The sequence below is a fragment of the Rickettsia conorii str. Malish 7 genome (genome assembly GCF_000007025.1).
Classification (GTDB): domain Bacteria; phylum Pseudomonadota; class Alphaproteobacteria; order Rickettsiales; family Rickettsiaceae; genus Rickettsia; species Rickettsia rickettsii.
In genome coordinates, this window is record NC_003103.1 from 1,061,508 (window position 1) to 1,083,300 (window position 21,793).

Sequence of the window (21,793 nt, forward strand, 5' to 3'; positions counted from 1 at the left end):
TATCAACAAAATATCTTATGTGATTATAAAGATACGGCTAAGTGATGTGTACAAATACTTTAAATTTTAATATATTTTCAAGTTGACAATTTTTTGCTTACTTCATAATATCTAGGCTCAATTTGATAAAGGTAAAATTTATGCGTTCAGCACTTATAACTTCTATATTAGTAGCTGTAGCTTTCTTAACAAGTGCTTGTAATACAATGCAAGGTGCAGGTCAAGATATACAGGTAGCCGGTAAAAAACTTAAAGATTCGGCAGAAAGCAATAAGCCTCAAAAAGGTTGCGGCTGTCCTCACAGCTCAGCTAACTAAATATACTGTTTTTTATAATGGGTCGTCTGCCGATTCTTCATTTACTCGGAGTATATATCGCAGACGACTTTTTATTTTTCTGCCTCATCGATTTCTGCTTTTAGCTTTTCTATTTCTTCTTTTGAAAGTTTAGTATATTTAATTATTGTTTCTAGAGGCTCTTTATCAATTAGCATTTCTTTTGCTATTTCAATATTTCTTCTAGCTTCGCCTTCAGCTCTTCCTTCCTCTTTCATCTTTTTAAAAGCACTAGTTTCAATTCTAAGCCACTCTAAACGATTTTCATATTCCTCTCTTTCTGCATCATTTAAATTTATTACCTCAAGCACGGTTAATGCTTTTTTCAATACATCATTATCCAAATCTTTCGGTAAATTATCTTTATTTAATAAATCATTACGTGTTAAAATGCTAGCCATATATCTAAAGCATTTTTAACTTTCTTGACAACATCAGATAACTCCTCCTTAGGATGCTTAGCAAATTTATTAATCTCTATCGTATGTAACTCTATATCTTTAAAATATACTAAACCACTTTTTATTTCCTTTAACTGAAAAGAATTATGATATTCATCTGTATCTGTAATACTGGTAAAGTTAAGTATGTGTATCTCTATTGTTTTATTTAATGCCACATAATCTGATCCCTCTTTCAGTTGCTCCGTATACATTTTCGCCCAGTAATACAAAGCTCTTTTATCGTAATCCACTTCATCGGTTACTTGGATTTCGATTTATACCTTTTACTGCTTTTACTTTTGGCTTTTATATCAAGTATAGATAGTTTATCGGCTTTAAAATTCTTTGGATTATACGGATTAAGTAATGTTACTTCTACAATCTGATCTTTCTCACTTACTATCGAATTAATAAGCGATATCAATAAATCTTTATTCTCTTCTACTCCGAAGATTTTTTTAAATGCTAAATCTACTCTCGGATTAACTTTTGACATATTATTATGTTACTGAATGTGATTTTCTCTTTATTTTAGCATATTCTGAGGTAAATATTCTACTATAAATTTATATTAAATCTTTTGCTTATTCACCAATCTATATATCTCTTTTTTACTATAAACATCTTTGAATTTGTCATAAACAAGTTCGGTAGTAGTTTTGCTACTTAAGTTTTTACTTAAGCAAAGTTCTATAAATTTTTCTAAATTTTTGTGTTGGTTTTGTTCCTGTATATTTCCTGAAATCAACAATACTATCTCACCTTTTAAAATATTATTTTGATAGAACTCTATTATTTCATCTATATCCCCTGTTTTTATTTCTTGATACAGTTTAGTTAACTCACGAGCTACACATATTTCTCGGTTTCCTAGTATTTCCTTAGCTACCGATAAAGTATTTATCAAACGAGGAGCCGTTTCAAAAAAAATCAAAGTAGCCTTAAGATTTACTAGTTCAGAAAAAATCTTTTTCTTACTTTCTATAGTTTTAGGTAAAAACCCGTGAAATAAAAATCGATCAGTAGGAAGAGCCGATAAAGTTAGAGCAGTAACCGGTGCAGATACTCCCGGTACTACGTCTATATGACAATTAAGATTGCGTATACCTCTAACTAACTTATAGCCGGGATCGGAAATTAAAGGAGTCCCTGCATCAGAAATTAAGCTTATTATATTGCCCGATTTTATTAAACTTATGATATTTTCTCTATCTTTCTCGTCACTATGATCATTATAAATTTGTAATTTTGTATGAATATCATGTTTTGCTAGCAATTTTTGTGATATTCTAGTATCCTCGCATAAGATAATATCCGAATTTTTTAAAGTCGATATAGCACGAAGCGTTATATCTGCAAAATTACCGATCGGTGTTGAAACAATATATAATCCCGGTTTGGCAAGATATCTAATCATAGTTTTTTAATTTTAAGTAACATTATGGCTAGTATAAAACATAAACTACGAATCGTTCTATCATTTTTTTGCTTGATATATTTAACGTCCTGTCAAACTCCTAAAGAAGAACCTATAAGTTTTCCTAAAAAAGAACAAACAGAAATTGAGATTGCAATTTTAATGCCAAATCAGGGTCCTGATAGTATTGTCGGGAAACAATATAAAGATTTAATTAAAATGGGACTTAACGACGGAATCAAATCTTACATACATGTTACTTCTTACGATGGTTCAGACGAAAAAAACGTTTTAGCTGCTATGGATAAAATAGTAGCACGTAAAACTAAGATTATTTTAGGTCCTCTATATTCTAACTTTACCTCTCTAATAGCCGAAAAAGCAAAGGCAAATGATATTATTATAATAACTATGTCAAATAATCCGGCTCTTGCAGAAGATAAATTATTTGTATTCGGTCATGCACCTTTAAAACAACTGATACGTATCATTAATTATTACGCAAGTAACAACCATAAAGATTTTATGGCATTATTACCTAAAGGGAAGCATTCGCAAACTATTAGTCAAGTAATGCAAAATATATTGATTCAGAACAATGCATCATTATCACGCACTGAATTTTATGAGGATAATCCTGAATCTATAGCAAAAGCCGCAAGAAATATTTCAGACAATACCGATATTATAAATGAACGTAGCGACACGACAAAACCGGTTATTTATCTATCAGACGATCCAAAAAATTTAAACCTACTTGCTGATAGTATTCGTAAATATAATTTAGATAAAAAGGCTATTTTAATCGGTGATCATCGTATTGATATCGATTACCCTGAAAATATCGATATTAGCTTTACCGGCTCTTTAAATTTACTCAATAGCAACGTTCCGGATAGGGCAAAAGACTTAGGTATTAACCATATAGGCTTCATGCATCTTCTTTCTTATGATTTAGGACGTATGACTGCAAACTATATAGGCAATGAATTTGCATCTGAAAGGTTTTTAAATAGAATGAACAGTAGACAACCTTATATAGGTTTATCCGGTAATATTTATTTCATCGATGGGGTAGCTCAGAGACGATATGATATTATTAGGAAAGAGAATGGGATATATTCTACTGTTTCAGGAAATTAGGGCGTTGTTGTATCTTGGTCACTCAGTGACCTGACCATGTGTTGTACGAATGACATTGAGTAGGTTTTTCAAGCCATGCAACAAGGCTGGTCAAGCCACAGGATGACAAAGCGACACTAACTAAAGATTAATTATTTATTTTTATCATTATCACTACCGTCGTCTTTCATGCCATCTTTAAAAGCTTTAAGACCTTTAGCAAGATCGGACATGACTTGCGGTAATTTGCCGGCACCGAATAATACAAAAATAATTAATAAAACTATTAATAAATGGCTCAAGCTCATTCCCATGATATTTTTTTTGCTGTATAAGTTAAAATTTAATTATATAAGATATTATAGCTCTAATCTAGGATAAAATAATTAAAGAAATGTTTACTAAAAAACAATTTTCAGAATTTTTTGCTACTTTTTTTTATATCGGGAAAATAAAATACTGCCCAGGCACTTTTGGATCGATTGCTGCTTTCCCTCTAACTTATTTCTTAATATATTTTATTGTTAATAACAAAATAATCATTCCTTTCTTAAGTCTTACTCTCGGTGAAGCTCAACTTGTCAGTATATTTATTATAAGCTTTAGCCTATGTTTGATACTCTTAATACTCGGCACTTATTTTACTAAAATATATTTAAATTATACAAATTCAGAAGACCCTAAAGAAGTGATCATTGATGAAGTAGTAGGGCAAATACTAACTATTGTTTTAGTATTTTTTTCCGCTTTATTTGCTAATGAATCGTATTTAATTAAATATTTTAGTCCGCTAACAATAAATATTATATTACTTTTCGTATTACCTTTTTGTCTATTCCGATTTTTTGATATAGTAAAGCCCTGGCCTATTAATTGGTTGGACAAAAATATTAAGGGCAGTATCGGCGTTATGCTTGATGATTTGCTAGCCGCAATATTTGCTGCGGTAACTCAATACGCAATTATATTTGTGTTAATAGATATTCGACAATAGATTTGCTATAAAAAAAGATCATTGACTAATTTCTAATATAATAATATGATACGATAAATATTTATAAATTTTTAAAGAGATAGTTTTCATGTTCGCAGTTATAAAAGCAGGTGGAAAACAATATAAAGTAGACAGAAATAGTATTATTAAAGTCGAAAAAATTGATGGAGAACTTGGCTCTAAAATTCAGTTTGATCAAATTTTAATGATTGGCGAATACTCAAAGCCTTCTTTTATTGGGACTCCAATAGTTAAAGGGGCTGTCGTTACGGCTGAAATTACTAACCAACTTAAAGATAATAAAATTATAGTCTTTAAGAAAAAGCGTAGAAAAAATTATCGTCGTAAAGCCGGTCATCGTCAAGAATTGACGGAATTAAAAATATTAGATATTACCAAACAATAATAATAACTTAAAAGGAATTATAAAATGGCAACCAAAAAAGCCGGTGGTAGTTCTAGAAACGGAAGAGACTCGGCCGGTCGAAGGCTAGGAGTTAAAAAAGCCGATGGACAATATGTAATACCCGGTAATATTATAGTTAGACAACGCGGCACAAAAATTCATCCTGGAACGAATGTAGGACTTGGCAAAGATCATACAATATTTGCTTTGATAGAAGGTAGAGTAGAATTTTTAACTAAGCGAAATCATAAAATCGTGAATGTTAAAGAAATTGCAAGTACTTAAGTATTGCGATTTGATCTACTAGTGTTACGTGGAACGAAAAATGCTTTTTATGGCATTGTTACGTTGATTGGTAAAGTCCACTTGGTCACCCCGTGGCTTGACTAAAGGGCCCATAAAAATAATTTAAAGTACTAATATTATTAGTATTTTAAGCTGGATCCCGCGGTCAAGTCGCGAGATGACAATTGAAAACCGTTCCACACAATAATGTCTGTAAGTGCGCTAGATGACGACAGGCGGAAATTAATTATATAACATAATATTCTATTAGGCTTTCTTTACTTATGGCCTTAATAATTCAAAAGTTCGGTGGCACTTCCGTTGCAAATATTGATAGAATAAAAAAAATCGTTCCTATCATAAAAACCGAAATAGCTAAAAATAACCAAGTAATTGTAGTAGTTTCGGCTATGGCAGGTGTTACTAATCAACTTGTCACATTGTGTAATGAATTATCAAGCCTTAATAACATTTCTCAATTTGCAGAATATGATGTAGCACTTTCTAGCGGTGAAATAGTCACTGCTTCATTACTAGCGCTCGCTCTTCAAGAAGAAGATATAAAGGCGCGATCATTTCTAGCTTGGCAATTACCGATGCTCACCGATAATAATCATAGTAAAGCTTTAGTAGAATCAATTACTACAGATTTACTAGAAAAATATTTACAGTTAAATACCATCCCTATAATAGCCGGTTTTCAAGGAATTAACAAATCCAATAGGTTAACTACTTTGGGCAGAGGAGGATCTGATACTACTGCCGCCTTAATCGCTGCAGCTATGAAAGCCGATAGATGTGATATTTATACCGATGTAGAGGGAATATTTACTGCTGATCCAAGAATTATTCCAAATGCCAAGAAGATAAAAGAAATAGATTTTTTAGAAATGTTAGAACTAGCATCAAGTGGAGCACAAGTACTACACCCTAGAGCCGGAGAGTTAGTAATGCGGTATAAAATAGATATGCGTGTTCTGTCAACATTTTCACCGGATACAGAAGGTACGTTAATCACTTCAAAGGATAAAAATATGGAGAATGGGATTATTAACAGCATTACTTCTAATAAAAATTTATTAAAAATATCTGTAAAGAGCATGTCTTTAAGTTTTTTGCAAGTTGCAAATATGATTACACAAAATAATAATCATATTGAGTTTATGCAAGAGATAAAAAATAATGAAGAATATAGTTTTATTACAAATTTAACCGATAAAAATAATTTACAAGCTTTACTGACTAATTTAAAAGATGATAAGCAGATACAATATTTTACTTTTGATACCGAAATTGCTACAATCTCTCTTATTGGTTATGGGATTAAAAATGATTGTAAATTACTTGAAACGATATTATCAAAGTTAACAAACGATAATATAAATGTTCACATGATACAATTATCAGAAGTTAAAATTACCTTATTCATAAATGATCAAGATACAGAAAAAACAATTTTTAATTTATATAATCTTTTTAAAATATCTTAGATTCTGCATCTGAAATTTAATTTATAGAAAAAGAAGTGGAACAGACATGGCTCATACTACAGAAAAATTTTATAATTTGTGACAAAAAAAGTTAAAATAGATTAATTTAAATTTCATATATACGACCTAAATACTTAATTCAATAGCTTAAATTTATTATTTTCATTATAATTATCTTCTATTTACTATTTATTAGTTATATATTAATAAATAAGTCTAAGAACCTATCTATGAAGTTATTTTAACTCTCAATTTTTAGGAGTAAATTTTACAGGAACAAATAATGAGCGAAGATATAAGGTCAAAAGAACGATTTAATCGGATTAACGATATATCAGAAACAAATAAAGATGATCCAGAAGAAATTAGAAATAATTTTAAAAAATTTGTACTGAATATATTAGAAACAGACAATATAACCCCGTATAAGTTAAGTGAAAAAACAGGTACTCATGAAACAGCGTGGAAAAATTTTCTAGATGGTCGTACAAAAATGCCTGATATGGGAGCAATTGTTGCTCTTGCAGATTATAAAAATGTTCCACTAGATGAAGTAATAGGCAGAGATATAAATAAAGCAAAAAAGATAACGGTAGAAATAAAACAAACTCCGGAAATATCGGCATCTATAGCTAAACTACCAAAAGATATACTGCAAGAAGCCATGTTGATAGGAGAAAAAACTAGAGGGTTTATTCATAAACCAACAAATAAAAAGACAAAATCTTTTGCTAAACAAGTTAAAAGCTCTAATAAACCGAAAGGAAGGTCTATCTAAATAAAAATATGTTTTTCAATATTGAGCCTAATATAAAACTTAAAACCTTACTTGATATTCTAAAATGGAAAATAACTTCAAAATGACCAAAATGGCCGACAACACTGCCGTTTACTTCCACTGATATTCCACCACAAAAAATAACTAGCAGTAAAAATACACAGCTAAATCTCGATCGCTTCAGACAAGATGAATTTAAGGACGAGTCTGCACAGTGTACATTAGTGACTACAGACGAGTTCCACGAAATTCATTAGTATCAAGTGATCGAGATGACGCTGTACGAGTAGCCTACGTAGGACATGTAACCTTTTGAATTCAAATAGACGGTTTAAATATCTTAACCGATCCGGTATGGTCGGAGCGGCTTAGTCCTTTTACTTTTACAGGACCAACGAGAGTGGTAAAACCCGGTATTAATTTTACCGATTTACCTAAAATAGATGTTATATTAATAAGCCATAATCACTATGACCATTTAGACATCAGAACAATTAAAGATTTATGGGTACAAGATAACCCTAAGATTATTACACCGCTAATGAATGACGTAATAATCAAAAAACATATTACCGATGCAGAAATTGTTACCTTAGGGTGGGGAGAGTCATATAAAGAACAAGAAATACAGCTAAATTCAAAAAGTTTCTAAGAAGATGAAATTAAAGGCGATGTAGAATTTTATTTAGAACCGACACAGCATTGGTCGGCTAGAGGAATATTTGATAAAAATAAAGCATTATGGGGAACTTTGATCATTAAAACTAAGATAGGAGATATTTGTTTTATAGGTGATTCGGGTTATAACGATAATCTTTTTAAAGAGATCGGAAAAAAACATAATATTGATGAAAATAAGTTGATTACCCCTGAAATAGGTGAATTTTTCCTATTTGATAAAAATGATTTATAGTTTATGCACTTAAATTAGATGTGTTTTGTCTACCCATACTATATGTTTTACTAGATCCCGTGAATAAATCACGGAATGACAGAGAGGAATAATAAGCCACACCAACCACCCCTGAACGACAGAAAATTCAGTTTATAATGGAGATAAAAGCATATTTATTACTGAATAAAAATTGCCAATTTCTGATTTATCACAAGAAGAGAAAATAGAGCTACTAAATGGTTGTGCTTGGGGCGTTGCATTAGTCCATAATATTCTACCACTTTTTGCTTCTACTATTCCTATAGACATAAATATATTATCTGCATTACTTACTGAACAACCCAAAGCACTCATTAATGTGTACGAGCTCCATTAGTCTTTATCATTTGCACATAATTAAGTAATACAAATATATCAGCTCCTATTTTTTCTCCTAACATTATAACAGGTTCACCTCAGACCATAATAAAGGCGTATATAAAGCAGTATAAGTATTATTATAGGAGCTACGGAAACGAGATACTAAATCATCAAGCTTTTGTGTTCTAATATCTTTGTTGTACAATAGCTTAACTCTTAAACCATTCTTCTGCATTGCTAAAGAAATTTCTTGCTTCAACAATTCTTCCAAATGATCTTCATAGTTATATTTACGTTCTTTGCAATTACCAATATCTAACGTATATACTTCCGTTTGCATCGGTAAAACTAATATTTCCTTGTATACATAAGATAATAAAAATTATAGATTTATGAAAAATTTTATGCATAACATTTAAAGTTATCGTCAAGATTTATTTTTTACCTATTACGGTTAAATAATATGGTCATAGAATAAGCAAGTACGGCAAACATGCAAAGATATAAAATCGGGAATAGGTTAAAATCAAATGATTTTATTACCTTTGCACAAATATAATTAGCAGTACCGGACATTAACATTGAGCCGATATTATGTCCTAAACTTATAACACGATAGCGTTCTTTAACTACAAAAGACTTAATAACTATACTATGAGCAAGAGAATTAAAAGGTGCAACTGATGCAGCTAACATTAAACTAGCTGCAAGCCCTAAATTAGTCATTTGATATTTTACTGCTATCACAAAAAATACACTTGCTGTAATAGTACATATAAATGCGATTTTTAATACTGAATTAACTCCTAAGCGATCGGCAATAAAACCGGCAATCGGCATGCAAACAGCAAAACATATTACTATTAAGACCGAAAAAGCACTCATAATAATACCGATTGAAGGTAATACGATCGGTAAATATTGCTTCATAAAGATGATAGCAATTTGATATGTTGCTCCAAAACCTCCGGCTAAAAATATTAACCGTGCAATATTTTTCCATTGCTTTTTAATTATAGAGCTAAGTTTTTCAATAGAATCTTGGCTATAGTGTGCTTTTTTAAACTCCGGTGTTTCATCAAATTTCCGGCGATAATAAAGAGTTATTAATGCAAGTGGTAAACTTAGTAAAAACGGAATACGCCAACCCCACTCCGGAAAAATATGAGAATTAAAGAAATTAGTTGCACCGATTCCGCATAATAAACCCATTACTCCTGTACATCTAGTTATTGCCGAGGCAGTAAATCGGTATTTTGCTCCTAAATGTTCAATAACATAAATCGCTGCACCGTCATATTCCCCTCCAATAAAAATACCTTGCATGAAGCGACATAAAACTAAAATTATTGTACTCCAAACTCCTATCGAGGAATAATCGGGCAATAAACCTATTATTAAGGTAGGGATTACAATACCGATAATCGTAAAACTTAAGGCTTTTTTTCGACCGTATATATCCCCTATACGTCCAAAAATATAAGCACCCATAGGCTTTGATAAATATGCTGCTGCATAAACGGCAAAAACATTTACAAGCTTTGTTAATAGATCAGTACTGGCTGAAAAGAATTTATCAGCGATAATTGCCGCTGAAAAACCATATAAACTATAGTCGTAATATTCAATAATAGTGCCTAAAAAAGCACCGAGAACTTTATTGCGTGATTTTGTTTGTTTCATTTTAAAGGTATACTGTGAGTAAACGAAAAGTAGGTAGACGACGAAGTTTAATTTGGAAAAGAGCAAGGCGTTTTGAAGCTGATAACCGCAGTGTACATACTAGTACGTGAGGATTATCAGCCAAAGACAACGTAGCCAATTTTTCAAATTAAACGAGTATACATGACCGCTTTGGCCGTTACTTAAAATCCTTCAAAGACCTTTATGTAAAGGTGGACTTCATATATCTAAACTGAATTAGTATTAGACAGGGACGATGTCCTAAAAGTTAGTGGTAGTCCTAGGTTAATATTAAGCTCACGAACCAAGCAGCTAATAGTTAATATATCACTTTCCCATTTTACGTGCAAGGTTTTCTAGGTAACCTGCTATAGTAGTTAAGGTTTCTGCGAATTTTTCTTCGTCGGGATGATTTTTTTGAAGACCATTTTTATTAAGTTTTTCTGTTAGACTAACTATTTCAGCTTGTGCATTAAGTGATGCCATAACTAATAATAGCTCAAAAGAGGCTGTGGGACTACCAAGTTTAATTTCCGCTATTTTATCATTCAATTTATTCGCTAAAGATAGTAATTCTTCCTCATCTCCATTATTACAATATAATTGAAAACTCTTGTTATTTAATGTTACCGTAACAATTGACATAATTATTTTTGCTGTTTTTTTATTTCTTCAAGTTCATTAATATAAATGTTAATTTGATCTAGCATTATTATATAATTATCTTTTAATGCTTTATTTTCGTTTTGTAATTTTTGAACTTCATTTTGATTATTTACAAGCATACTCAACAAATCATCGAGTTTATGTTCTACTTCTTCCATTAATTTCTTTAGACTGCTTACATAACTTGCGTCTAAAGGTAATTTGTACGTCGATCCTGTACTCGCATCCTCACGTACGTCTATGTACGCTGCGGTGCCGCGTTCCGTGTCTCCTTCAAATGCCTCTTTATTAGCTTCATTCTGTAAGCAGTCTAATATTTCATTATCCATTTTCGTTTAAGCGTTAATTATGAATGGATGACTTACAATAATAATTGATAACATTATAATAGATATAAGTACTAATTGTTTTTTACGTTTATAATTTATCACCGTAGCTCTTTTATTATTTAATAATTTTTCGGTTTCGTTCTGTTTAGTAGCTTCTATCTGCTCTGCATTTCTATCTTTTACATTAAGATAATCCAAGTATAATTTTAAGTAACCTCTTACGTATACTTCTCCCGGTAAAACATCAAAATCACCCTCTTCTAAAGCTACTAAATATTTTTTTCTAATTTTTAAATCACTAGATACCTGATTTAAAGTTTTACCTGACTCTAACCTAATTTGCTTAAGCATTGACGACATAATTTACTCAAGTTTTTGTAAGAATATTTCAAATTTCTTGTTTGCTAAAATAATTATATTTAAGTCTATAGTTTCTTGAGCTTTAATTTCTTTAATAAAATCAAGCAAATTTCTAACTAAGTTATTATTATTATCAATCCATAAATCTAAATCAATAGTTGTTTTAGATTTATTAATTATTTTTATTAATAATCTACGTTGTTTGTCATATAAATCATCTTTTAGCGATTGAATACCTAAGCGACGCCAAAATGAATCGTTCAATTGCCTATCACAAGCTTTACGTAACCAATCAAGACTAAACATATCACTTATAACAAAATAAACTTTTGCTATCTCTTTATTATTCCCTGAAGTCTGTTTTGTTACATATATAATGTCAAATACTGAAATTAAATTGTCAAATGTAGCGATAGTAGCAGCCAATGATTCCTCTACCCCGCTAGTGGTATAATAATTTAATTTTTCTTCAAATCTTATTTTAGTTTCTCCGACTAATAAAGTATCTACCGTTTTTCTTAAGTTTTGTGCAGGAACTCTAAACTCTTCTATAGTTTCACTAATATTAATAGGATGTTTTAAATTTTTAATAAACCACGAAATACCTCGACGCATTAATTTCGTTATTTCGGTAAACATGTCGATTTTTACATTGTAATCAATATTAGTAGGTAGCTTACTTATCGTTTCCCATATATCATCAAGATCAAAAATTTCACAAATAATGGTATATGACCTTATTATATCACAAAGAGGAGCCCCAATCTCACGCTTTACAATACTAATAAGCGGTCCTCCAAGCTGATTCATTATTTTATTTATAGTAACGGTTTTAATAATCTCATGTTTAAGTGGATGAGATAAAATTTCATTACGAAACTTTTTTTGCATCATTTCAGGAAAATAATCTATAAGATATGCATCAAAATATTTATCATGGGAAAAAGTAGAATTAATTAACTCATGATAAGCAGATCTCTTACTATATGATAGCAATATGCAAAGCTCAGGACGAGTTAATACTTCACCGCTCATAGCTCTGCTATTCAATTCTTCTGCACTAGGCAAGAATTCATTTTCCCGCTCTAATACTTTTTCTTCTTCTAAAATATCTATAAATTGACTAAGTATATTAACAGTTAAAGTAGGAGATAGTTGCATAATTGTTATTGCTTCGGTTTGCTTATAATTATCAATTAATACTAACTCTTCAACTTGCTTTGTCATATCGTTTAGAAGTTTATTACGTTCTTCTAAAGTAATTTTTCCTGAGGTTATCGCACTACTTAAAGCAATCTTGATATTTACCTCATGATCGGAGCAATCAACACCTGCTGAATTATCAATAAAGTCAGCATTTATGCGCCCGCCTTTTTTAGCATATTCAACTCTACCTCTCTGTGATACCCCAACATTACCGCCTTCTGCTATAACTTTTGCTCTAATTTCTTCACCGTTACATCTAAGGTTATCATTTGCTTTATCACCGATTTCTAAATTATTTTCCGTTTTAGCTTTGATATAAGTGCCTATTCCGCCATTCCACAATAAATCAACATCTGCTTTTAAAATAGCTTTAATTAATTCTTCCGGTGATAATTCATTATCATTTATATCAAGTAATTTTTTAATTTCCGGCGATAATTTTATTAATTTACTACTGCGTTCAAATACTTTGCCTCCTTTAGAAATAAGCTTAGAATCATAATCAGACCAATTAGACCCCTTTAAATTAAATAAACGCAAACGCTCATTAAAACTTGATAAAGGATCAGGAGTAGGATCAATAAATATATGTTTATGATTAAAGGCAGCAACTAACTTAATAGTCTCTGATCTGAGCATACCGTTACCGAACACATCTCCCGACATATCTCCTATACCTACGACGGTAATAGGGTCTTTTTGGACATTTAACCCTAAAGTTTTAAAGTGATTAGTTACGGCAATCCAAGCTCCTTTGGAAGTAATAGCCATTTTTTTATGATCGTAACCTGCAGAACCACCGGAAGCAAAAGCATCATCAAGCCAGTAATTATATTCTCTTGCCACACTATTAGCATAATCCGAAAATGAGGCTGTACCTTTATCGGCAGCAACCACTAAATAAGGATCTTCTTTATCATAAATAATAACGTCTTTTGGATGTACTACTTTACCATCAATGATATTATCAGTTATGTCTAATAAACCTCTAAGGAAATTCTTATAGCACTCTACCACTTTTTCCATATATTCATCACGAGTAAGCCCTTCCTCAGTAAAATGAACATAAAATCCGCCTTTAGAACCGACAGGGACAATAACAGAATTCTTAGTCATTTGTGCTTTCATAAGCCCAAGGACCTCAAGCCTATAATCTTCTGCTCTATCCGACCATCTAAGCCCTCCGCGTGATACGGGACCGCCTCTTAAATGAACAGCTTCAAAATTTCTAGAATAAACAAATGCTTCGGCAAACGGAACAGGTTTAGGTAAATCCGGTACTTTTGAAGAATCAAACTTAAATGAAAAAATATGTTTATGTGGTTGATAGTAATTTGTTCTAGTAATAGCATTAACTATACCAAGCATATTACGTAGTACTTTATCTTCACTACTCATCTCAACGGTTACTAAGTAATTATTTAGTTTATCTTTAATTACGTCACAATTATTATCCGAATGTTTAGGATTAAATTTTATATCAAATAGATTTACCAACATTTTTGTATATTCGGGATGTTTAAGTAACGTTAACTGTACATAGCCTTTACCGTAACTAAATCCCGTTTGATGTAAATATCTTGTTAAAGCTTTGACGAGTTTAACTTGCTTCCAATTAAAACCGGCAAGCACTATTAATTTACTTAAAGAATCATTAGCAAGCATCCCAAGTGCCATTTTGTCTAAAGCTTCTTCAACATTTATTTTTAATGCGGTAATATTATCCTTTACAGGTACAATAGAAGTTAAGATAAAATTATATATCCAGCTTTCTTTGATTTCGAGAGCCTCCTTAATTGCAAAAGTTTGTTCATCAATTGCTTTAAAACCTAAATTTTCTATTGGCGGCAATATGTTAGAAAGTGCAAGTTTTACTTTTGGACTATATATTTTTAAGTAAAATTCCGTTTCATTTACAGAAACTAGATTAAACATACATTTTTGTGACTTACTTGCTTCCGTTAGATATTCAATATCTACTAAAGCTATTTCCGGAGAAAATTTTTGCCGATAATCTGCCGAAAAAACATTATCAAAAAGCTTTAAATTAATACCTGCTTGATATTCGCCGAATTTTTTAGAAAACTTAAAATAAAAATCTTCACTCCAACATGTAGAGATACGATCTAAATCGTGCTGTATTATTTCTGCTTCAAAATTTATTTTATGTTCCCCTTGTGCTTCAAGCGTTACAAAAAGATAAGAAAAATTACCGGCTACTTCGGTGATATAGTTGGATAAAATTTTACTACCGAATTTTTCTGCTAAATAACAATCTATCATATTATGGATTTCAGCCGTTAAACGTTCTCGTGGCAGAAAAATTATGATATTAAGAAAAGAACTAGACCAATCATATTGAATAAATAATTTAAGCTTCTTACTCATCATACTTGAGAGCATATGTAAACACATACAATATAAATCGCCTTGATCAATTTGTATTAAAGCTTCTCTCGGTAACGACTCCATTAAAATTCTTAACTTATCAGCATTATAACCAGATAATGCAAAACCGGCTTTCTCAATTACAAAATTAAATTTTTGTCGTAGGATTGGAATATTACTTATTGAATGGTAATACATATTTGAATTATATATACCGAAAATTATACTTCCCGAAATATATTCACCCGAAGAGTCAAAATTTTTCACTAAGATATAGTCGATTAAATTATCTGAATGGATAAGCGACGCACTATTTATTTTACCGAGTATTATTAATTGATTTTGATATAAAGGATTAGCAGAACATTTTATAATATCATCAATCTCGTCTTTTACTTCTTGCCATATTTTTACTGCTCCTATTTCATTGCTTAATTTTAAAGATTTTACTTCAAAATCAAGAGTCCCTAATAAAACCAAATTATCGTTTTGTAACCAATTTAAGAATTCTTTAGCCTCTTTAAAATTTAATTTATAATTATCAATTATATTTTTAGATAAATCTTGTAATTTTGTGCGTAATTGCGGTAAATAGCTATAGCTTTGCTCTAACTTTTCTAATCTTTCATTTATAGCCTCGGTTAAAAATCTAGTAGTTTTATCGTCAAAATTTCCTAAAATGGTTAAATGTAGTATTGATTCTGATTTTGCATCCGACACAGAATTTGCTAATATTTTTTCTAATTCTCCTTTACTATTTCGGACACAGTTTATTACCGGATGGAGTAAAAACTTAGTTTGCAAATTCATGTTTTTAAGCAGACATATGATAAAATCAACAATATGCGGCTTATTATCAAGTAATATCAAGACATTTATTGCCGGATCATTTTCGATAACTGCCTTTGTTATTGCTATTTTTCTTGCTCTTGCTATCCTTTGCTTAAAAAACTTAAAGGCTTCATCTGCAAAATTTTGGAATAATTTTGCTCTATTCTCAAAATCATAATCTATCGGAATATAATTTAAAAACTTTTGAACAAAATCTATATATATAGAACTTGACTCACGTTCCTTGCTAAGTTCTAGAATTTTAGTTTTATAATTCGGGATTTGACAATTTAAACGGCTAAAGTTTAAAGAGGTTGTTTTTGGGGTCATGATTTTCTTAATTAATAATAATATGATTATTTCTGTTATTATTATATTATATAAAATAACTTAAGCAAGAGGCATAGAAAATAAGTGGAAACGATATTTGCACAAAGCTCTGCATTCGGTAAAGCAGGCGTAGCAGTTTTTAGGATTTCTGGTCCTAAAAGTTTAGAAGTTTTACAGCTACTTACCGGTAGAAAGGACTTTAAATCAAGATTAATGTATTATCAACAAATTACAGTCCCTGAAACTAAGGAGCTAATCGATAATGTTATGGTTGTTTATTTTAAGTCACCTGGTAGCTTTACCGGGGAAGACGTAGTCGAAATTCACACGCATGGCAGTAAAGCTATATCTATAATGCTGACAAATGCATTATTAAATATAGCTGGTATTCGTTTGGCAGAAGCAGGAGAGTTTACCAAAAGAGCTTTTTTAAATAACAAATTTGATTTAACAGCAGCAGAGGGGATAGCCGATTTAATTAATGCCGAAACTATAATGCAGCATAAGCAAGCAATTAGACAAGCAAGCGGCAAACTTGAAGCATTATATAATAATTGGCGTAGTCAACTTTTAAAAATGCTCTCTCTGCTTGAAGCTTATATAGATTTCCCGGATGAAGATATACCTGATACCGTCCTTAATGAAGTTACTAATACTCATACAATTCTTGTAAATACAATATCGGAATATCTTAATGATAACAGAAAAGGAGAATTACTACGAAGTGGTCTTAAGCTTGCAATTATCGGTCCGCCAAACGTTGGTAAGTCTAGCTTACTAAACTTCTTAATGCAGAGAGATATAGCGATTGTCTCAAATATTGCAGGAACTACTAGAGATATAATTGAGGGACATTTAGACATTGGCGGCTATCCTATTATTTTACAGGATACAGCAGGTATAAGAGAAGAAAGTAGTGACATTATCGAGCAGGAAGGTATAAAACGAGCTATAAATTCAGCTAAAACAGCAGATATTAAAATTATAATGTTTGATGCCGAAAAATTAGACTCCTCTATAAATGAAGATATTATTAATTTAATTGATGAAAATACTATCACAATAATTAATAAAATCGATTTAATCGAAGCTAGTAAAATCTTTTCTATTGAAAATAAATATAAATGCTTAAGAGTTTCAGTAAAAAATAATATTGCTCTTTCAAGTATATTAAAAAATATTGAAAATATTGCCGAAAATATGGCAGGATTTACCGAAACTCCTTATATAACAAATCAGCGTCATCGTAACTATTTACAACAAGCTCTCTCACATTTAACGGCTTTTAGCTTAGATAATGATTTAGTTCTAGCAACTGAAGATATTAGAATGACGGCACGCTGCATCGGTGCAATTACAGGTGTTATCAACGTAGAAGAAATACTAGGCGAGATCTTTAAAAATTTCTGCATAGGTAAGTAATATTGTATAGCTCGTTCTATGTCATCCCCGCAAGGTATTATTGCATGGACACCAAATCATCATTGCGAGCGACTGTAAGGAGCGTGGCAACCTCATGAAACAGTAGATTTCTTGCATAACCTCCTTCTAAAGATAATTTGTACTTCAATCCGGTACTCACATCCGTTTCCTGTAAATTCCTCTTTATAAGATAGGTTATGCAAGAAGTCTAGTACAAAATGATTGCCAAGTCGAGGCTTTGTCTCTCCTCGCAATGACAAAAAAACGAAACATTACAGCATAACAATCATCTTTCTCAAATCTTTCCATATATTAATTTATTTTAACTTTATCTTGACAAAAACATTAACATACTTTAGAAACCATGTTTTATTAATTAAAGGAGTAACATTATGGCATCTATGTTAAATATAAATTTTAAATGCGTTATGCCTATATTTAGCAATGAAATAGTAAGCCGTTTATCGGGTAATGTAAGCCACATCATTCATAAATTAAGCAGTACTATATTTTCATCAGTATATAGTACTGTTGAAGGAGCTTTTAAAAAAGGTTATATAGTGGATAATACACAGTGTAATTGGAAAAACATTGAACAATCTTTCAATGAGTCCCCAAATGATTTTTCAATACTACACCAAGAGTGCAACAATGGTTTAAATATTCCAATAAATAATATTTTTATCGATGCTGAAAATAATCCTCATATACTTTTACAACAAACCGTAACACCTCATCAAAACGGTACGGCTAGTATTCTTAGTCAACTTTATAAAGTAATGAATGATTATATATTCTCTCAAGGCAATATTACCGAAACTAGCGGAGCTGATTTCTTAGGTTTAAATGAATGCACTAAAGAAGAAGCTATGAGTGCTTTACAAAACTATAACGCTTATACAGAAACTTTAATCCCTCGTGAATCGTTTATAAATACTCTTGAAAATACTCTAAATCACTTAGGTCTCTCTTTAGATAATGTCTCTCCTACAGAAATAGGTAAAAATATTTTAGATCAACTCGGTAAAGCTTACACTGACCCTACTACTACAGAAAGACCTAACGATGATACAAATGACGGTGGATATAGCAGCGGTGCTTATATAGCTGGAATAGCATTAGGAACATTCGCTGTAGGTACGATCTTAGGGTATTGTATTAAATATGGATGGGATTGGTATAAGGGAAGAAATATACAAAATGAAAATTTAGATTTAGTAATGAAGAATAAAGAATTAGCATTTGTAGAACTACTATATGAAAATTTTAAGAAGAATGCAGTTATATTCGATGAAGTTATAAAAATAAATAATTTACATGATATTATAAAACTAGCAAAATCTATTAAGGAATATGAATTCTCAATACTACCACTAACTAATTTAAATAATGAAATTGTAAAATTAAATTCCCCATCCGCTATAGCAATAAACTTAGATTCTTCAAGCGGAATATTGCATGAAATATGTAAGAGTCTTGGCGGTGATGATAGTTTTCAGACTATCAGCAACTTTGCACGCTTAATAACAATTATACGAACAGCAAATCCCAAGTCTGAAGAATATAAAGAAAGCATTATAGAAACATTTGAGATATTTAATCCTTGTTACACAGATATTGACTATCAAAATTGCAAAATGCCGTTATTAGCCGATGTATCATCACCATATAACTCCTTAGGTATAGAAGCATAGAACGTTGTTAGTACCATCACAAACCATCATTGACTTTTTGAAAGTTATATATAAAATGATGCTTAGAGTAGCAAAGTGTTATTTCGGGGTATCGGAACCTCTGCCAAAAGTGAGAACATTTCTTACAAAACTGATGCAATCCTCGACTTCACGGTCGGGGTTATAATAGTTATGTCCAAGGTTTAAAGCTTAAGCTTAGAACCTAAAGGCTATTATGGCTATCGTTGATGCTTTTCTTACTCCCCCGACCACTAAGAGTTTATTTCTCTTCGGTGGTTGAAACTTAAGCAGTGTAAGTTTAATTAATCGGGAACAACTATATCTGACCACAATACTAAAACCATCTCAAGACTCATCATAGAATTTATTTTAAATGAAAATAAAAAAATCTAAGAGCCGAGATAGCAGATTTACTAGAAAGATCTATAACAAAAAGCGATATCGAAAGAATAGAACAACGCTTAACAGAATTAGAAAAAATATTTAGTAATGATTTATAGCCTTGAAAATATCATCATCTCATTTTATTAACTACCTACTATAAAATAAGCACTAAGATCATTATTAACCATTATAGTGCAAAAATAGCAAAAGACGGTAAGGTTTCTATACCAGTTTCATCATATTAATGTAGAGAGGTAGATACTTTAAAAGGAGGAAGAACATACATAATCACACCCGCCAATATTAGCATGATTATTCCTAGAATAATACCTACTATATTAAATGCATTTATAAAAGTAATATTAACATCCTTAATTAATTCGTAAGCAAATGAAGGTGGTAGTTGTTGAGCAATAATTATTCCTTCACCGATTGAGTCATGAGCTACTTCTGCAATTGATACAGAAACACCGTGAGGCATTACTAGATTGTTACTATATATATAAAGACGTAATACTCACAATAACAGCTATACCTAATACATTACCTAATTCATATGCTGTTTCTTGTAATGCTGCTGCACCTCCAGATCTCTCTGCCGGTACTGCATTCATCATAACTGTTACGGTGTAGAGAGGCATAGACTACTTCCTATACCAAGCAATCCAAGATATATAACATAGTATTCGATAATAAATCTCTATAGTCTAATATACTAGGTAACATCAATGATATAGTAGTAAAGATAAGCCCACTAAACATTATTACACGTGCGATAAATCGTGTGAGTAAATATGGCATAACTAAAGATGCAATTAAAGCAAAAGCTGCTGCAGGCAACATATAAAGACCTGCATACAAAGGACTTAACCCTTTGATAAACTGTAACCATAACATTATGGGTCCTAAGACACACGTAATCAGCAAATAAACTATTACTCCTATACTAAAATTGCTAATTAAGAATAAACGCATATCCACTAACGGATCATCACTTTTAAGTTGGCATAACGTAAGGTAATTACTATTAGTAACACAATGCCAATTAATAGCATTCCACCGGATGCTAGATTCATAATACCGTATTTAGCCAACATCTCAATGTCTTGAACTAAAGCTGCCATCCCAAAAAACGATTGAAATACTCCTATCCAATCCCATGGGTTCATTACTAGGATTAGATGATTTAGGAATCCAAACTATACCAAAAGCAATAATTACTAATGCAATAGGTGCATTTATTAAAAAATGCAAATTGCCAACTTAAAAGCTCAACCAATACTCCTCCTAGTACTGGTCCTATAGCTGCTCCTACGGTTGCCATTATTCCCCACACGGATATTGCGATCATACGTTCATGTGTATTATAAAGTGGAAGGCATCATCACTGATCCTCCTAACCCAAGTAAAGCACGACATAATACTAATCCCCATGAGCTATCAAATACATAAACTAACATTGAAGCGATGGAAAAAACTAAAAGCCTCCAAAGTAATAATCTTTTACGACCAAATCTATCTCCTAATGCACCTGCGGTAATGAGAAGACCTGATAATACTAATGCATATGCATTGATTATCCATAATTGTTGTAAATTAGATGGTTTTAAATCAAGGATTATAGTAGGCATAACAGCATACAAGACTGTAGCATCCATCGATACCAAAAGTAAGCAAATGCTTAAAATAATTAAAATATGCCATCTAAATTTATAAGATATAGATGATGAATTATCTTTAGCGATATATTCAGTTTGCGGAAATTGTGGTACCATATGTGATAAGTTATTTAATAAGGGTTTTACTAAATCTATCTTTTTCGAGAACTATGGGACTGTTAACAAGTAATTTAATTAGCTTTAAAATTTCTTTTGTTAATAGTCCTAGGTTAATTCAGTTGTCAGCAAGTCCAAATCAATTAACCATAACACAAGTAAATTTAACATCTAAGCATCACCTAGTATGGAAGTCAAGA

The 21,793-nt window shown here is 31.2% G+C and carries 28 protein-coding genes, 1 other RNA gene and 1 pseudogene; 12 read left to right on the plus strand and 18 right to left on the minus strand.

The features are described 5' to 3' along the window. Nucleotides 1-140: 140 nt before the first annotated feature. Nucleotides 141-317 (plus strand): entericidin A/B family lipoprotein, encoded by a 177-nt coding sequence (locus RC_RS05730; protein ID WP_016830947.1) that lies wholly within the window; start codon nucleotides 141-143, stop codon nucleotides 315-317. 71 nt (nucleotides 318-388) lie between these two features. Here RC_RS05730 and RC_RS10520 read toward each other — a convergent pair whose 3' ends face one another. From RC_RS10520 to rsmI, 4 genes are all read right to left on the minus strand, one after another. Next, complete coding sequence (locus RC_RS10520) at nucleotides 389-736, minus strand: hypothetical protein (protein ID WP_010977726.1); 348 nt, start codon at nucleotides 734-736, stop codon at nucleotides 389-391. After that, complete coding sequence (locus RC_RS10860; protein WP_010977727.1) at nucleotides 721-1,029, minus strand: Rpn family recombination-promoting nuclease/putative transposase; 309 nt, start codon at nucleotides 1,027-1,029, stop codon at nucleotides 721-723. The genes RC_RS10520 and RC_RS10860 overlap by 16 nt, the downstream gene beginning before the upstream one ends. A gap of 8 nt (nucleotides 1,030-1,037) precedes the next feature. Further along, nucleotides 1,038-1,274 carry a PD-(D/E)XK nuclease family transposase gene (locus RC_RS10865; RefSeq protein WP_010977728.1) on the minus strand — a complete coding sequence of 79 codons (237 nt, stop codon included), beginning with the start codon at nucleotides 1,272-1,274 and terminating at the stop codon, nucleotides 1,038-1,040. Between the two features lie 75 nt (nucleotides 1,275-1,349). Continuing rightward, nucleotides 1,350-2,195, minus strand: coding sequence for a 16S rRNA (cytidine(1402)-2'-O)-methyltransferase (gene rsmI, locus RC_RS05745; protein WP_010977729.1), 846 nt, complete (start codon nucleotides 2,193-2,195; stop codon nucleotides 1,350-1,352). Between the two features lie 24 nt (nucleotides 2,196-2,219). On the opposite strand from rsmI, the gene RC_RS05750 reads away from it, so the two are divergent. Continuing rightward, a complete protein-coding gene (locus RC_RS05750) occupies nucleotides 2,220-3,338 on the plus strand; it encodes a penicillin-binding protein activator (RefSeq protein ID WP_010977730.1) in 1,119 nt (372 codons plus the stop codon). A gap of 131 nt (nucleotides 3,339-3,469) precedes the next feature. On the opposite strand, the gene RC_RS05755 is transcribed toward RC_RS05750, so the two are convergent. Beyond that, entirely contained in the window at nucleotides 3,470-3,631 is a 162-nt protein-coding gene (locus tag RC_RS05755; protein ID WP_010977731.1) for a twin-arginine translocase TatA, read from the minus strand. 80 nt (nucleotides 3,632-3,711) lie between these two features. Between RC_RS05755 and RC_RS05760 the strand changes: the two genes are divergently transcribed. From RC_RS05760 to RC_RS05790, 8 genes and pseudogenes are all read left to right on the plus strand, one after another. Continuing rightward, the gene (locus RC_RS05760) at nucleotides 3,712-4,311 is read left to right on the plus strand and encodes a phosphatidylglycerophosphatase A family protein (RefSeq protein WP_010977732.1); all 600 of its coding nucleotides are present in this window, start codon (nucleotides 3,712-3,714) and stop codon (nucleotides 4,309-4,311) included. Nucleotides 4,312-4,399: 88 nt separating this feature from the next. Further along, nucleotides 4,400-4,717, plus strand: coding sequence for a 50S ribosomal protein L21 (rplU, locus tag RC_RS05765; protein WP_004997480.1), 318 nt, complete (start codon nucleotides 4,400-4,402; stop codon nucleotides 4,715-4,717). 24 nt (nucleotides 4,718-4,741) lie between these two features. Beyond that, nucleotides 4,742-5,002, plus strand: coding sequence for a 50S ribosomal protein L27 (gene rpmA / locus RC_RS05770; RefSeq protein ID WP_004997475.1), 261 nt, complete (start codon nucleotides 4,742-4,744; stop codon nucleotides 5,000-5,002). Between the two features lie 284 nt (nucleotides 5,003-5,286). After that, nucleotides 5,287-6,492, plus strand: a complete 1,206-nt coding sequence (locus RC_RS05775) for an aspartate kinase (protein ID WP_010977733.1) — start codon at nucleotides 5,287-5,289, stop codon at nucleotides 6,490-6,492. Nucleotides 6,493-6,775: 283 nt separating this feature from the next. Beyond that, complete coding sequence (locus tag RC_RS05780; protein ID WP_010977734.1) at nucleotides 6,776-7,270, plus strand: hypothetical protein; 495 nt, start codon at nucleotides 6,776-6,778, stop codon at nucleotides 7,268-7,270. Nucleotides 7,271-7,278: 8 nt separating this feature from the next. Continuing rightward, a pseudogene (locus tag RC_RS11280) lies at nucleotides 7,279-7,586 on the plus strand (palindromic element RPE3 domain-containing protein). Between the two features lie 21 nt (nucleotides 7,587-7,607). Then, complete coding sequence (locus tag RC_RS05785; protein WP_071597819.1) at nucleotides 7,608-7,922, plus strand: MBL fold metallo-hydrolase; 315 nt, start codon at nucleotides 7,608-7,610, stop codon at nucleotides 7,920-7,922. Nucleotides 7,923-8,021: 99 nt separating this feature from the next. Continuing rightward, nucleotides 8,022-8,183, plus strand: coding sequence for a hypothetical protein (locus RC_RS05790; RefSeq protein ID WP_004997461.1), 162 nt, complete (start codon nucleotides 8,022-8,024; stop codon nucleotides 8,181-8,183). A gap of 132 nt (nucleotides 8,184-8,315) precedes the next feature. Here the strand turns inward: RC_RS05790 and RC_RS05795 are convergent, their stop codons facing one another. From RC_RS05795 to RC_RS05825, 8 genes are all read right to left on the minus strand, one after another. Further along, nucleotides 8,316-8,519, minus strand: a complete 204-nt coding sequence (locus tag RC_RS05795; RefSeq protein ID WP_010977736.1) for a hypothetical protein — start codon at nucleotides 8,517-8,519, stop codon at nucleotides 8,316-8,318. A gap of 85 nt (nucleotides 8,520-8,604) precedes the next feature. Beyond that, nucleotides 8,605-8,865, minus strand: coding sequence for a hypothetical protein (locus tag RC_RS05800; RefSeq protein WP_010977737.1), 261 nt, complete (start codon nucleotides 8,863-8,865; stop codon nucleotides 8,605-8,607). A gap of 101 nt (nucleotides 8,866-8,966) precedes the next feature. Continuing rightward, nucleotides 8,967-10,208: an MFS transporter gene (locus RC_RS05805; protein ID WP_016830950.1), complete on the minus strand. Its 1,242-nt coding sequence runs from the start codon at nucleotides 10,206-10,208 to the stop codon at nucleotides 8,967-8,969. A 159-nt stretch (nucleotides 10,209-10,367) separates the two neighbouring features. Continuing rightward, a non-coding RNA gene (gene ssrS / locus RC_RS08075) (6S RNA) lies at nucleotides 10,368-10,526 on the minus strand. Between the two features lie 9 nt (nucleotides 10,527-10,535). Beyond that, entirely contained in the window at nucleotides 10,536-10,853 is a 318-nt protein-coding gene (locus tag RC_RS05810; protein ID WP_010977739.1) for a cell division protein ZapA, read from the minus strand. Between the two features lie 2 nt (nucleotides 10,854-10,855). After that, nucleotides 10,856-11,203 carry a palindromic element RPE1 domain-containing protein gene (locus RC_RS05815; protein WP_010977740.1) on the minus strand — a complete coding sequence of 116 codons (348 nt, stop codon included), beginning with the start codon at nucleotides 11,201-11,203 and terminating at the stop codon, nucleotides 10,856-10,858. Between the two features lie 6 nt (nucleotides 11,204-11,209). Continuing rightward, the gene (locus RC_RS05820; protein WP_010977741.1) at nucleotides 11,210-11,563 is read right to left on the minus strand and encodes a helix-turn-helix domain-containing protein; all 354 of its coding nucleotides are present in this window, start codon (nucleotides 11,561-11,563) and stop codon (nucleotides 11,210-11,212) included. A gap of 3 nt (nucleotides 11,564-11,566) precedes the next feature. Then, nucleotides 11,567-16,318: an NAD-glutamate dehydrogenase gene (locus RC_RS05825; RefSeq protein WP_010977742.1), complete on the minus strand. Its 4,752-nt coding sequence runs from the start codon at nucleotides 16,316-16,318 to the stop codon at nucleotides 11,567-11,569. 84 nt (nucleotides 16,319-16,402) lie between these two features. On the opposite strand from RC_RS05825, the gene mnmE reads away from it, so the two are divergent. Both mnmE and RC_RS05835 read left to right on the plus strand, forming a co-directional pair. Next, a complete protein-coding gene (gene mnmE, locus RC_RS05830) occupies nucleotides 16,403-17,740 on the plus strand; it encodes a tRNA uridine-5-carboxymethylaminomethyl(34) synthesis GTPase MnmE (protein ID WP_010977743.1) in 1,338 nt (445 codons plus the stop codon). Nucleotides 17,741-18,132: 392 nt separating this feature from the next. Beyond that, nucleotides 18,133-19,434 carry a DUF5460 family protein gene (locus RC_RS05835; RefSeq protein ID WP_010977744.1) on the plus strand — a complete coding sequence of 434 codons (1,302 nt, stop codon included), beginning with the start codon at nucleotides 18,133-18,135 and terminating at the stop codon, nucleotides 19,432-19,434. A 625-nt stretch (nucleotides 19,435-20,059) separates the two neighbouring features. On the opposite strand, the gene RC_RS10535 is transcribed toward RC_RS05835, so the two are convergent. The 5 genes from RC_RS10535 to RC_RS10870 all read right to left on the minus strand — a co-directional run bounded on the left by RC_RS10535 (nucleotide 20,060) and on the right by RC_RS10870 (nucleotide 21,593). Further along, nucleotides 20,060-20,299 (minus strand): hypothetical protein, encoded by a 240-nt coding sequence (locus tag RC_RS10535; protein ID WP_010977745.1) that lies wholly within the window; start codon nucleotides 20,297-20,299, stop codon nucleotides 20,060-20,062. A 13-nt stretch (nucleotides 20,300-20,312) separates the two neighbouring features. Next, on the minus strand, nucleotides 20,313-20,459 hold the full coding sequence (locus tag RC_RS10540) for an MFS transporter (protein ID WP_146709393.1): 147 nt from the start codon (nucleotides 20,457-20,459) through the stop codon (nucleotides 20,313-20,315). A gap of 339 nt (nucleotides 20,460-20,798) precedes the next feature. After that, nucleotides 20,799-20,987, minus strand: coding sequence for a hypothetical protein (locus RC_RS05850; RefSeq protein ID WP_010977747.1), 189 nt, complete (start codon nucleotides 20,985-20,987; stop codon nucleotides 20,799-20,801). 17 nt (nucleotides 20,988-21,004) lie between these two features. Then, nucleotides 21,005-21,169, minus strand: a complete 165-nt coding sequence (locus RC_RS11110) for a hypothetical protein (RefSeq protein ID WP_010977748.1) — start codon at nucleotides 21,167-21,169, stop codon at nucleotides 21,005-21,007. Nucleotides 21,170-21,182: 13 nt separating this feature from the next. Next, complete coding sequence (locus RC_RS10870) at nucleotides 21,183-21,593, minus strand: MFS transporter (RefSeq protein WP_010977749.1); 411 nt, start codon at nucleotides 21,591-21,593, stop codon at nucleotides 21,183-21,185. Between the last annotated feature and the right edge of the window lie 200 nt (nucleotides 21,594-21,793).

Bases quoted from the DNA above. Each gene is read 5' to 3' on its own strand.
- RC_RS05800 (WP_010977737.1), bottom strand. From the start codon at position 8,865: ATGCAAACGGAAGTATATACGTTAGATATTGGTAATTGCAAAGAACGT.
- RC_RS11110 (WP_010977748.1), bottom strand. From the start codon at position 21,169: ATGATCGCAATATCCGTGTGGGGAATAATGGCAACCGTAGGAGCAGCT.
- RC_RS05750 (WP_010977730.1), top strand. From the start codon at position 2,220: ATGGCTAGTATAAAACATAAACTACGAATCGTTCTATCATTTTTTTGC.
- RC_RS10535 (WP_010977745.1), bottom strand. From the start codon at position 20,299: ATGCCTCACGGTGTTTCTGTATCAATTGCAGAAGTAGCTCATGACTCA.
- RC_RS05795 (WP_010977736.1), bottom strand. From the start codon at position 8,519: ATGAGTGCTTTGGGTTGTTCAGTAAGTAATGCAGATAATATATTTATG.
- RC_RS10520 (WP_010977726.1), bottom strand. From the start codon at position 736: ATGGCTAGCATTTTAACACGTAATGATTTATTAAATAAAGATAATTTA.
- RC_RS05815 (WP_010977740.1), bottom strand. From the start codon at position 11,203: ATGGATAATGAAATATTAGACTGCTTACAGAATGAAGCTAATAAAGAG.
- RC_RS05805 (WP_016830950.1), bottom strand. From the start codon at position 10,208: ATGAAACAAACAAAATCACGCAATAAAGTTCTCGGTGCTTTTTTAGGC.
- RC_RS05760 (WP_010977732.1), top strand. From the start codon at position 3,712: ATGTTTACTAAAAAACAATTTTCAGAATTTTTTGCTACTTTTTTTTAT.
- rpmA (WP_004997475.1), top strand. From the start codon at position 4,742: ATGGCAACCAAAAAAGCCGGTGGTAGTTCTAGAAACGGAAGAGACTCG.
- RC_RS10870 (WP_010977749.1), bottom strand. From the start codon at position 21,593: ATGGTACCACAATTTCCGCAAACTGAATATATCGCTAAAGATAATTCA.
- RC_RS05810 (WP_010977739.1), bottom strand. From the start codon at position 10,853: ATGTCAATTGTTACGGTAACATTAAATAACAAGAGTTTTCAATTATAT.
- RC_RS10540 (WP_146709393.1), bottom strand. From the start codon at position 20,459: ATGCCTCTCTACACCGTAACAGTTATGATGAATGCAGTACCGGCAGAG.
- rplU (WP_004997480.1), top strand. From the start codon at position 4,400: ATGTTCGCAGTTATAAAAGCAGGTGGAAAACAATATAAAGTAGACAGA.
- rsmI (WP_010977729.1), bottom strand. From the start codon at position 2,195: ATGATTAGATATCTTGCCAAACCGGGATTATATATTGTTTCAACACCG.
- RC_RS05835 (WP_010977744.1), top strand. From the start codon at position 18,133: ATGGCATCTATGTTAAATATAAATTTTAAATGCGTTATGCCTATATTT.
- RC_RS05730 (WP_016830947.1), top strand. From the start codon at position 141: ATGCGTTCAGCACTTATAACTTCTATATTAGTAGCTGTAGCTTTCTTA.
- RC_RS05850 (WP_010977747.1), bottom strand. From the start codon at position 20,987: ATGAACCCATGGGATTGGATAGGAGTATTTCAATCGTTTTTTGGGATG.
- RC_RS05820 (WP_010977741.1), bottom strand. From the start codon at position 11,563: ATGTCGTCAATGCTTAAGCAAATTAGGTTAGAGTCAGGTAAAACTTTA.
- RC_RS05780 (WP_010977734.1), top strand. From the start codon at position 6,776: ATGAGCGAAGATATAAGGTCAAAAGAACGATTTAATCGGATTAACGAT.
- RC_RS10865 (WP_010977728.1), bottom strand. From the start codon at position 1,274: ATGTCAAAAGTTAATCCGAGAGTAGATTTAGCATTTAAAAAAATCTTC.
- RC_RS05825 (WP_010977742.1), bottom strand. From the start codon at position 16,318: ATGACCCCAAAAACAACCTCTTTAAACTTTAGCCGTTTAAATTGTCAA.
- RC_RS05755 (WP_010977731.1), bottom strand. From the start codon at position 3,631: ATGGGAATGAGCTTGAGCCATTTATTAATAGTTTTATTAATTATTTTT.
- RC_RS05775 (WP_010977733.1), top strand. From the start codon at position 5,287: ATGGCCTTAATAATTCAAAAGTTCGGTGGCACTTCCGTTGCAAATATT.